9 protein-coding genes are annotated in these 10,445 nt (G+C 69.1%); 3 read left to right on the top strand and 6 right to left on the bottom strand.

Annotation, left to right across the window (positions count from 1 at the left end):
- Positions 1–313: 313 nt before the first annotated feature.
- Complete coding sequence (locus G6N26_RS10780; protein ID WP_083018869.1) at positions 314–1,270, top strand: LLM class F420-dependent oxidoreductase; 957 nt, start codon at positions 314–316, stop codon at positions 1,268–1,270.
- A gap of 3 nt (positions 1,271–1,273) precedes the next feature.
- On the opposite strand, the gene G6N26_RS10775 is transcribed toward G6N26_RS10780, so the two are convergent.
- The 5 genes from G6N26_RS10775 to G6N26_RS10755 form a co-directional block, all read right to left on the bottom strand.
- Entirely contained in the window at positions 1,274–2,101 is an 828-nt protein-coding gene (locus tag G6N26_RS10775) for an oxidoreductase (protein ID WP_083018871.1), read from the bottom strand.
- Positions 2,102–2,124: 23 nt separating this feature from the next.
- Positions 2,125–3,003 (bottom strand): polyphosphate kinase 2, encoded by an 879-nt coding sequence (gene ppk2 / locus G6N26_RS10770; RefSeq protein ID WP_067175051.1) that lies wholly within the window; start codon positions 3,001–3,003, stop codon positions 2,125–2,127.
- 30 nt (positions 3,004–3,033) lie between these two features.
- Complete coding sequence (locus tag G6N26_RS10765) at positions 3,034–3,699, bottom strand: nitroreductase family protein (RefSeq protein WP_179960364.1); 666 nt, start codon at positions 3,697–3,699, stop codon at positions 3,034–3,036.
- Between the two features lie 11 nt (positions 3,700–3,710).
- Complete coding sequence (locus tag G6N26_RS10760) at positions 3,711–5,240, bottom strand: Hsp70 family protein (protein ID WP_083018875.1); 1,530 nt, start codon at positions 5,238–5,240, stop codon at positions 3,711–3,713.
- An 80-nt stretch (positions 5,241–5,320) separates the two neighbouring features.
- The gene (locus tag G6N26_RS10755) at positions 5,321–6,862 is read right to left on the bottom strand and encodes an ATP-dependent DNA ligase (protein WP_083018876.1); all 1,542 of its coding nucleotides are present in this window, start codon (positions 6,860–6,862) and stop codon (positions 5,321–5,323) included.
- Positions 6,863–6,975: 113 nt separating this feature from the next.
- Between G6N26_RS10755 and G6N26_RS10750 the strand changes: the two genes are divergently transcribed.
- Both G6N26_RS10750 and G6N26_RS10745 read left to right on the top strand, forming a co-directional pair.
- Entirely contained in the window at positions 6,976–7,743 is a 768-nt protein-coding gene (locus G6N26_RS10750) for an SDR family NAD(P)-dependent oxidoreductase (protein ID WP_067175062.1), read from the top strand.
- 169 nt (positions 7,744–7,912) lie between these two features.
- Positions 7,913–10,090 (top strand): acyl-CoA dehydrogenase, encoded by a 2,178-nt coding sequence (locus G6N26_RS10745; RefSeq protein WP_083018878.1) that lies wholly within the window; start codon positions 7,913–7,915, stop codon positions 10,088–10,090.
- A 19-nt stretch (positions 10,091–10,109) separates the two neighbouring features.
- Here the strand turns inward: G6N26_RS10745 and G6N26_RS10740 are convergent, their stop codons facing one another.
- Positions 10,110–10,445, bottom strand: coding sequence for a Zn-ribbon domain-containing OB-fold protein (locus G6N26_RS10740; RefSeq protein WP_083018880.1), 336 nt, complete (start codon positions 10,443–10,445; stop codon positions 10,110–10,112).

Genomic DNA, 10,445 nt, shown 5'->3' with positions numbered 1-10,445 from the left:
GCGTCGATGGCGAACTCCGTTCGTCGTGAGCGGCTCAGGTCACCAGCGATCGTAATTCGTCTCTCGGTCGCGGAGAACCACCTTCTCCAAATTAGCGAAGCTATTCTCGCGACGGCGGCGGTCACATGCGCCACGCCAGCCCCAGGGTGGAGGGGCGCCGCACGCGCAAAGACACGATCGCTCCGCCGCGGGGCCAATGGTGCTGATGTGGCAAGCAGTGCAGCGGTGAGCGTTAACCCCTTGGGCCACGGTGCTATTCGCGGCGCCCGGCATCGGCGTGCATAAGCAGGCATTTAGCGGGTAGCCGGGCGCAATGACCAAGATCGGATATTTTCTTTCCTGCGAGCAATTCGGCCCGAAGGAGCTGGTCGATCAGGCCAAGCGGGCCGAAAACGCCGGTTTCGACGCGCTGTGGATCTCCGACCACTTCCATCCCTGGAACGACGAGCAGGGCCAGAGCCCGTTCGTGTGGGGAGTGATCGGTGCGCTGTCGGAGGCGACGTCGCTGCCCGTCAGCACCGCCGTCACGTGCCCGACCGTGCGCACCCATCCGGCGATCATCGCGCACGCTTCGGCGACCGCCGCCGTGCAGCTGGGCGGGCGCTTCGTGCTCGGGGTGGGCAGCGGTGAGGCCCTCAACGAACACGTGCTGGGCGATCCGTGGCCGTCGGTCGGTGTGCGCCAGGAAATGCTCGAGGAGGCGGTCGAGGTCATCCGGTTGCTGCACCGGGGTGACGAGGTGAGCCACCACGGCAAGCACTACACGGTGCAGGAGGCGCGCATCTACACCCGCCCGGAGCGGCCGGTGCCGATCTACGTCTCCGGTTTCGGTCCGCAGGGCGCCGAGTTGGCCGGGCGCATCGGCGACGGGTACGTCCTGGCGATGCCCGAGGCCGAGCTGGTCACGACGTTTCGCGAGGCCGGCGGCGGCGACAAGCCGGTACAGGCGGGAACCAAGGTGTGCTGGGATCAAGACGCCGATGCCGCGCTGAAGACGGCGCATCGGTTGTGGGGTAACGAGGGCTTGCCCGGTCAGACGTCCCAGATTTTGCCGCGGCCCAAGGATTTCGCCGCCCTCATGTCGCTGGTGCCGCCCGAGACGGTCGGCGAGAGCGTCGCCTGCGGTCCGGATTCCGAGAAGCACATCGCGCAGGTGCGCCAGTACATCGACGCCGGTATCGACGAGATCTACGTGCAGCAGATCGGCCCCGACATGGACGGGTTCTTCGCGGCATGGGAGCAGGGTGTGTTGCCCGAGTTGCGCGGCTAGACCTCAGTCGAAATCCGTACTGCTGGTGAGCCTTTCCCACTTTTCGATCTCGCCGGCCCGCGCGTCGGCGGCGTAGCGATAGGCAGCCAGGGCGTCGGGACCAAGCAGCAGAAAAGCCGGGGGCTCGGGCGATTCGACGGCCGCGATGATCGCGTCGCCGGCCTTGGCGGGATCCCCGGGCTGGTTGCCGTGCATGGTGTCGTTCTCCTTGCGGCGCCGCCCGGCGGTCGCGACGTAGTCGTCGATGACGGTGGCCGACTGGACCAGCGAGCGCCCGGCGAAATCGGTGCGGAAGGCGCCGGGCTCGACGATCGTCACCGAAATCCCCAGCGGCGCAAGCTCACCCCGCAGCGACCCGCTCACGCCCTCGATCGCGGCCTTGGCCGCCGCGTAGTAGCCGGACCCCACCGGGGTCAGCTGCGCGCCGATCGAGGAGATGTTCACGATCGCGCCGCTACGGCGGGCCCGCATGTCCGGCAGCACGGCCTTGATCATGGCGACGGTGCCGAAGAAATGCGTCTCGAACAGGGCGCGGATGTCGGCGTCGTCGCCTTCCTCGACCGCGGCGCGATAGCCGTAGCCGGCGTTGTTGACCAGCACGTCGATGTGGGCGAACCGTTCCCGCGCCCGCTGCACGGCCCCCGCGATCTGTGCGGGTTGGGTGACGTCGAGGGCGACGGCGAGCACCCGGTCGGGCGCCTCCTCGGTCAGGTCGGCGACCGCGGCGGCGTCACGTGCGGTGACGACGGTGTTGTGGCCGGCCGCGATGACAGCCCCGGCGAGCGCGCGACCGAGCCCGGTCGAACACCCGGTGATGAGCCATGTGGACATCAGATTGTCTCCATTCGCCTCGGTCAGTCGGTCAGCGCCCGCCCGACGATCAACGGGTCGGGCTCACCGACCACCTCATGGTCTTTGTCGTCGTAGTCGACGTTGGCCAGCACGTACCGCATGGCGTTGATCCGGGCGCGTTTTTTGTCGTTGCTGCGGACCACGGTCCAGGGGGCGATGTCGGTGTCGGTCGCGTCGAACATCGCTTCTTTCGCCGCGGTGTAGTCGTCCCATCGCTTGACCGACGCGATGTCCATCGGCGAAAACTTCCACTGCCGCACCGGGTCGACCAACCTGATGGCGAACCGGGTGCGCTGTTCGGCCGGTGAGACCGAGAACCAGAATTTGGTCAGGTTTATCCCGTCGTCGACCAGCATCTGTTCGAAGACCGGTGCCTGCTCCATGAATTCGGCGTATTGGTCCGGGGTGCAGAATCCCATCACCTTCTCCACCCCGGCGCGGTTGTACCACGAGCGGTCGAACAACACGATCTCGCCGCCGGACGGCAGATGGCGGATATAGCGCTGGAAGTACCACTGCGTCTGTTCGCGCTCGGTTGGCTTCTCGAGCGCCACCACCCGCGCGCTGCGCGGATTGAGGTGCTCCATGAATCGCTGTATGGTCCCGCCTTTTCCGGCGGCGTCGCGGCCCTCGAACACGATCACGTGCCTGGCGCCGACGCGCTTGCCGTGCTGCTGCAGTTTCAGCAACTCGATCTGTAACCGTCGTTTCAGCCGCTCGTACTCGTCGCGCGGCATCCGGTGCTCGTAGGGGTACCCCTCGCGCCAAGTTTCGATGTACTTGCCCTCGCGGTCGAGCAGCACCGGGTCCTCGTCATCCCGGTCGTCGACGGTGTAACCGTGTTCGGGGGTCGACAAATCGTCCAGATCGAAATCGGTCATAAGCCCGACGCTATCGGCTTTGGCGACCGCTCACGTGTCAAAGGCCGGACCGTCGAACCGATCACGGGTGATGAATTCCGCGACCGGGCGCCGGCGCAGCGTGCTCAGCTGCCGCACCGGTTTGCCGAGCGGCACCACCGCGGCGACCGCGTGTCGATCGGGGATCCCCAGTAGTCCACGGACCTCCTCCTCGGCCGCGATCGCCATCGTCGTGATGGTGCCGCCGTAACCCTCGCTTCGCGCGGCGAGCAAAATGTTCCAGATCAGGGGATAGACCGACGCCCCGCCGGCGATACCCACGCGGTCCAGATGCTGGTCGAGGGCGGCGACGACGGTCAGATCCACCGAGACGACAAGGACCACCGGCGCTTTCGCGATCGGCGCGACGAACGTGTCGGGGATCTCCGTTTCGTCGATGGCTTGCTGCGGCACCGCGCTGGGATGGATTGAATTCCAGGGCTTTTCGCCCGCCTGCAGCTGCGCGAAGTAACGGCGCGCGGCGGGCATTCCGAGTTCGGCCAGCCTGCGCCGCACCGCCGCGTCGCGCACCACGGTGATGTGGGCGCCCTGCCGGTTGCCGCCGCTGGGGGCGAAGCGGGCGTTGTCGAAGATGCGCTCCAGCACCGTGTCGGGCAGCGGATCGTCGGTGAATTCCCTTGCGGCGAACGTCGTTCGCATCACGTCGTAGAGCTGCATGCCGGGGTGGCTCATCGACTCGCCGACGCGCACCGCTCCAGGCGGAAGGTGCGCTCGAACCCGGCCGGCTGCGTCGTCAGGGTGACCTCCACCGCGCCGCTGGGGGCGATGACATAGCGCTCCTCGACATCGGGTCCGTCCCGCCCCTCGGCCCAGCGGCCGACCGGCTGGCGTCCGAGGTCGTCGCGGTCGTGGAGAGCCGGATCGAACGGGAATAGCACCGGGTCATACGGCGTGACGTCGCCGTCGGGGCGCCCGTTGACCAGGCGGCTGCACTCGACGAACCGGAAGTGCCCGATGTTGTGCGCCGCCCGATATCTGCGCCTCACCACCAGCGGGGACCGGCCGTCGTCCGGGAGGGAGACGTCCTTGCACACGATCGGGTCGAAGACGACCCCGGCGCCGGCCTCGGCCTCCCGGAAGACCCCGAAATTTCTCGAAAAGCGTTCGGACAGCGCGAAACCCGATTCCTTGTCGAGGAAGACGGCGAGGCCGATGGCCGTGGCGGCGAAGGGGTGCGGCGAGCGCTTGACCCGCTTCTCGCCGAAGGTGTTGCGCAACATCCGGGACACCAGCGGGAAGCCGCCTGCGCCGCCGACGACGTAGATGCCCGCCACCTCCGAGAGGTCCACGTCCTTGCGGCCGCGCGCCGGGTCGCGCAGGACCCGCTCGAGCAGCTCCATCGTCTGATCCACCAGCGGCGCACACACCGCGTAGACGTCGTCGATGGGGCAGGAGAACGGAGGCCGATCGACGGGGGAGAGGTCCACCAGGAAACGCCGCGTCTGCGGGCCGACCGCCTCCTTGCGGGCCGCACATTCCTCGGCCAACAGGTCGTGCGTGGTGGCGTCGATGCCGGTCAGGCCGGCGCCGGCCAGCACCACGTCGACGATCGCCTCGTCGAAGTCGTCACCGCCCAGGCGCTGGATGCCCTCGCTGATGACGACCTCGTTGGCGTGCCCGGTCATCTTCAGCAACGAGGCGTCGAACGTGCCACCGCCCAAGTCATAGATGAGGACGTGTTCGCGTTTAGCGGTGATCGTGGAGCGGTACCGGTGGGCGTATTCCAGGCTGGCCGCCGACGGCTCGTTGAGCAGGGCGACGACGCGAAAACCCGCCGCCACGTAGGCATCCAGTGTGAGAAGGCGCTGGGCGCTGGAGGCGTTGGCCGGCACGCTGATCGCGGCCTCGATCGGTTCGCCGGCGGCCAGGTCGGCGTTGGAGTGCCGCTGCAGATCGGTTCTCAGCTGCGCCAGGAACTCGGTGAGCAGATCCGCCAGGCGGTAGTCACGGCCGGCCAGGTTGACCTCGGTCTGTGGGCCGGCGTCGTTGAGCAGACGTTTGAACGAGCGCAGCACCGACCACCCCGGTTCGTGCCGGACGGCGGCGGCGTCGGCGCCGAAGCGCAACTCGCCGGCGGCATTGGCCGCGATGATCGACGGCCACGCGTCCGCGCCGTCGAAGGAGACGACGGGATAGTTGCCGCGATCGACGGCCGCGACGACGGTGTGGGTGGTGCCAAAGTCGATGCCGACTCTCATCGCGCAAGTTTAGGACCGCGCCGCGGCCTTGGGCACAACGTTTTCGTTCGGCGCGTCCGGCGCCTGCCCAGAAGGCTTGATTAGTACAGCGCGCGCACGGTGTCGATGGTGTCGGCCTCGGCGGGGCTCTTGTCGTCGCGATACCGCACGACGCGAGCGAACCGCAGCGCCAGCCCACCGGGATAGCGCGACGACTTCTGCACGCCGTCCAGGGCCACCTCGACCACCTGCTCGGGCCGCACGCGCACGACGTAGCCGTCCGTGCCGCCGATGGCCAGTTCGCTGAACCGGGCGGTCTGCCAGTCCAGCATGGCGTCGGTCATGCCCTTGAAAGTCTTTCCCACCATGAGGAATTCGCCGCTGTCCGGCTCGCGGGCGCCCAAATGGATATTGGAGAGCTTGCCGCGGCGGCGCCCCGATCCCCACTCCACCGCGAGCACCACCAGGTCCAGGGTGTGCACCGGCTTGACCTTCAGCCAGCCCGCCCCGCGGCGACCGGCCTGATACGGCGCATTCGGCGCCTTCGCCATCACGCCCTCGTGGCCGGCGGCCAGCGTCGCGTCCAGGAAGGCGCCCGCCGCCGCGGGGTCGGAGGCGCGTAGCCGATCGACCCGCTGCCCGGACGGCACCAGCGCGTCCAGGGCGGCCAGCCGGTCGGTGGTCGGCGCGTCGAGTAGGTCGACGCCGTCGCGGTGCAGGATGTCGAAGAAGAACACCGAAAGCGGTTGCGCGGCAACGGCCGCGGCGACATCGACCGAGCGGCCGAACCGGGAGGCGGTGACCTGGAAGCGCTGCGGCCGATTGTCCGGGCGCAGCGCGATCGCCTCGCCGTCGGCGATGAGGGTGTCAACTGGCAACGCCAGCGTCGCCTCCACCACCTCGGGCAGCCGGGCGGTGACATCGTCGAGGCTTCGGGTGTAGACGGTGACCTCGTCGCCGGCGCGGTGGATCTGCACGCGCGCCCCGTCCAGCTTGGCTTCGAAGATCGCCTGCCCGCCGTGGCGTTCGATCGCGTCGGCCACGCTGGTGGCGGTCTGCGCCAGCATGGGGCCGACCGGACGGCCGACCCGCAGGGTGAAGGCGTCCAGGGCCGCCGCGGAGCCGGGCAAGGGACCGGACAGGGCGGCGGCCGCGACCGCGGGCAGGTCGCCGCCCAGCATCGCGGCGCGCTGCACCGCGGCGGCGGGAATCCCGGCGGCCTTGGCCACCGCGTCGGCCATGATTCCGGCCAACGCGCCTTGGCGCAGTTCGCCGCTGAGCAGCCGCAGCAGAAATGTCTGCTCGGTATCGGTGGCGGCGGCGAACAACGCGGCCAGGAGCGCGGCGCGGCGGGCCTGGGCGCCTTTGCCCGACACGGCGCCGATCTCGGAGAAGGTGGCGTCGACGCCGCCGACGGTCAGCGTGGCGTCGGAGGCCGGCGGCGGGCGCGAACGCAACGCCGCCCAACCGACGCCGATCTGGCGTTGCCGCAACTCGCCGGACAGCCAGGACACGACGATCGTGACCTGGGCGGAATCGGGTGCGGCCCGGGCCAGCAGGTCGGCGATGTGGGCGATTTTCCTCAGCCGCGACGACGTGCTTCCGACGTCGGTGGACGCCGTTGCCACGTCGAGGAGGAGCACGGTTGCCAGCTTGGCATGGCTCGGTGACAAGCGTCCGGAGCGGACACGCTAGCGTGCCTACGTAACGTTACAGATTGCATGGATTCTGACAAGCCTACAAATGGGAGGTCCGGATGGAGATCAACGGGAAGAAGGTCGTCGTCATCGGCGGCGCGTCGGGAATGGGTCGGGCCAGCGCCGAGCTGCTGCACGAACGCGGCGCGGATGTCGCCGTGCTCGACCGCGAAGGCTCCGACGGTAAGACGGTGGCCGAGGGCATCGGCGGTACCTTCTACCCCGTCGACGTCACCGACTTCGCCGGCACCGAGGAGACCTTGCAGTCCGCGGTCGACAAGCTCGGCGGGCTGCACGTCGTGATCACCACCGCCGGTGGCGGTATCGCCAAGCGGACCCTGACCAAGTCCGGCCCCCACGACCTCGAATCCTTCCAATCGGTGATCGACCTCAACCTCATCGCCACCTTCAACATTAGCCGGCTGGCCGCCGCCCACATGGCGAAGAACGAGCCCGAAGACCCCGACACCGGGGAGCGCGGCGTCATCATCAACACCGCGTCGATCGCGGCCTTCGAGGGCCAGATCGGTCAGGTCGCCTACACCGCCGCCAAGGCGGGCATCGCCGGCATGTGCCTGACCATGGCCCGCGACCTGGGCTCGGTGGGCATCAGGGTGTTGGGGATCGCCCCGAGCCTCTTCGCGACGGGCCTGACCCAGGGCATCCCGGACGAGTTCGCGGCGGCGCTGACCAAGGACGCCGCCTTCCCCAAGCGCCTGGGCCGTCCCGAGGAGTACGCCAAGCTGGCGGCCGCCATCGTGGACAACCCGATGCTCAACGGCCAATGCCTGCGCCTGGACGCCGGGCAGCGGTTCGCGCCCAAGTAGACGCCCCCCGTTGGGGCCCTCCCCGCATTAAGTACACTCTTTAGCCAGCCGCCCCGCTTCCCCTCGAAGCGGGGCAGGCAACCCAGCTTCAGCTCCGCGGACCGTGCAGCGGTGTGAGGGGGAGCGGGGCAATCACCCGGCTGGCATGCGGCGCGCGAGGAGGGCCCTCATGGGTATCGCAATAACCGACGACCATCGTGAACTCGCTGAGGTGGCTCGCGGGTTTTTGACCGCGCAGAAGGCGCGCTGGGCGGCGCGATCGCTGCTCGATGCCTCCGACGAGCCCCGGCCCGGCTTCTGGCAGAACGTGGTCGAGCTGGGCTGGCTCGGCCTGCACGTCGACGAAGAGTACGGCGGCTCCGGCTTCGGGCTGCCCGAACTGGTGGTGGTGATCGAAGAACTCGGTCGCGCGGTGGCGCCGGGACCGTTCGTACCGACGGTGATCGCCTCCGCAGTCATCGCCAAAGACGGCGCGGCCGAACAGAAGTCACGGCTGCTGCCCGGTCTGATCGACGGAACGGTCACCGCGGGGATCGGCCTGGACGGCCAGCTGCGGATCGACAACGGCGTCGCGAACGGTGAGGCCGGAATCGTCTTGGGCGCCGGGCTTGCCGAGCTGCTGCTCATCGCGGCCGGCGACGACGTGCTCGTGCTCGAGCGCGACCGCGAGGGCGTTTCGGTCGAGGTGCCGGAAAACTTCGATCCGACACGGCGATCCGGGCGGGTACGCCTGAAGGACGTGCGGGTGTCCGACGACGACATCCTGTCGGGGGCGCGGGAATCGGCACTGGCGCGCGCCCGGACCCTGCTGGCCGCCGAGGCGGTGGGCGGGGCGTCGGACTGCGTCGATGCGGCCGTCGATTACGCCAAGGTGCGCCAGCAGTTCGGGCGCACCATCGCCACCTTCCAAGCGGTCAAGCACCACTGCGCGAACATGCTGGTGGGTGCGGAGTCCGGGATCGCCGCCGTGTGGGACGCCGCCCGAGCGGCGGGAGAGGACACCTCGGCGGATGAAGCGCAGTTCCGCCTGATCGCCGCCGTGGCGGCGGCACTGGCATTCCCGGCCTACGTCCGCAACGCCGAACTCAACATCCAGGTGCACGGCGGCATCGGCTTCACCTGGGAACACGACGCGCACCTGCACCTGCGGCGTGCGGTGGTGACCACGGCACTGTTCGGTGGCGACACACCGGCGGCCGACGTCTTCGAGCGCACCGCCGCCGGCGCCGTCCGCGAGAACAGCCTCGACCTGCCGCCCGAAGCCGAAGAACTCCGCGCCGGCGTCCGCGCCGACGCCGCCGAGATCGCCGCCCTGGACAAGGACGCCCAGCGCGACAAGCTGATCGAGACCGGCTACGTGATGCCGCACTGGCCCAAGCCATGGGGACGCGCGGCCGATGCCGTCGCGCAGCTGGTGATCGAGGAGGAGTTCCGCGCCGCGGGCATCAAGCGGCCCGACTACGGGATCACCGGTTGGGTGATCCTGACCCTCATCCAGCACGGAACGCCTTGGCAGATCGAACGATTCGTCGAGAAGGCGCTGCGCAAAGACGAGATCTGGTGCCAGCTGTTCTCCGAGCCCGACGCCGGCTCGGATGCGGCGTCCATCAAGACGCGGGCCACCCGAGTCGACGGCGGCTGGAAGATCAACGGCCAGAAGGTGTGGACCAGCGGTGCGCATTACTGCGCCCGCGGGCTGGCCACCGTGCGCACCGACCCCGACGCGCCCAAACACGCCGGCATCACCACGGTGATCGTCGACATGAATGCGCCCGAGGTCGAGGTGCGGCCCCTGCGGCAGATCACCGGTGGCTCGGACTTCAACGAGGTCTTCTTCAACGACCTGTTCGTGCCCGACGAGGACGTCGTCGGCGAGCCCAACTCCGGCTGGACGGTCGCCCGCGCCACGCTGGGCAACGAGCGGGTCAGCATCGGCGGCAGCGGGTCGTTCTACGAGGGGCTGGCCGCGCAGCTGGTGCAGCTGACCCAGGAACGACCGGATCGGTTGGCGGGCGGGCACGTTCGGGTCGGGACATATCTGGCCGGAGAGACCGCACTGCGGCTGCTGAACCTGCGGCGCGCCGCGCGCAGCGTCGAGGGAGCGGGCCCCGGGCCCGAGGGCAACGTCACCAAGCTGAAGCTGGCCGAGCACATGGTGGAGGGCGCCGCGATCATGGCGGCGCTGCTGGGTCCCGAGGTCGCGCTGCTCGACGGGCCCGGCGCCCTGGCCGGCCGGCTGATGATGGGAGCCCGCGGCATGGCGATCGCCGGCGGTACCTCGGAGGTGACCCGCAATCAGATCGCCGAGCGGATCCTCGGCATGCCGCGCGACCCGCTGATCAACTGACTGTCCCTGCTGGCGCCGATCAGGCCGGCGCGAACTGCGGCGCACCGGCGCCGCCCCGCTCCGGCCGGAGTGCGACCGGCATCCCGCAGGTCACCGACTCAGGTTCGCAGTCAACGATATTGGCCGCCACCCGAAGGCCACTCTGTTCGTCGAGTTCGACGATGGCGATGACGTAGGGGGTAGGGATCTCCGGGTTGTACGGGTGGTGGTTGACCGTGTAGGTGAACACCGTGCCGCGCCCGGACACCTCGCGCGCGACCAGCGAGCCCCCGCACTCGCGGCATTCGCCGCTCGCCGGATGCACCCAGCGCGCGCAGTCGTCGCAGTACTCGATGAGCAGCGCCCCGTCTGACAC

Origin of the sequence: Mycobacterium marseillense, from assembly GCF_010731675.1 — a bacterium.
Taxonomy (GTDB): Bacteria; Actinomycetota; Actinomycetes; order Mycobacteriales; family Mycobacteriaceae; genus Mycobacterium; species Mycobacterium marseillense.
The sequence above is the reverse complement of the archived record's forward strand: the minus strand, read 5'-3'. Positions and strand labels throughout refer to the sequence as shown.

What these genes read in the sequence shown, in the direction of transcription:
- G6N26_RS10780 (WP_083018869.1), top strand. Translation starts at nt 314, where the DNA reads ATGACCAAGATCGGATATTTTCTTTCCTGCGAGCAATTCGGCCCGAAG.
- G6N26_RS10760 (WP_083018875.1), bottom strand. Translation starts at nt 5,240, where the DNA reads ATGAGAGTCGGCATCGACTTTGGCACCACCCACACCGTCGTCGCGGCC.
- G6N26_RS10750 (WP_067175062.1), top strand. Translation starts at nt 6,976, where the DNA reads ATGGAGATCAACGGGAAGAAGGTCGTCGTCATCGGCGGCGCGTCGGGA.
- G6N26_RS10775 (WP_083018871.1), bottom strand. Translation starts at nt 2,101, where the DNA reads ATGTCCACATGGCTCATCACCGGGTGTTCGACCGGGCTCGGTCGCGCG.
- G6N26_RS10745 (WP_083018878.1), top strand. Translation starts at nt 7,913, where the DNA reads ATGGGTATCGCAATAACCGACGACCATCGTGAACTCGCTGAGGTGGCT.
- G6N26_RS10765 (WP_179960364.1), bottom strand. Translation starts at nt 3,699, where the DNA reads ATGCAGCTCTACGACGTGATGCGAACGACGTTCGCCGCAAGGGAATTC.
- ppk2 (WP_067175051.1), bottom strand. Translation starts at nt 3,003, where the DNA reads ATGACCGATTTCGATCTGGACGATTTGTCGACCCCCGAACACGGTTAC.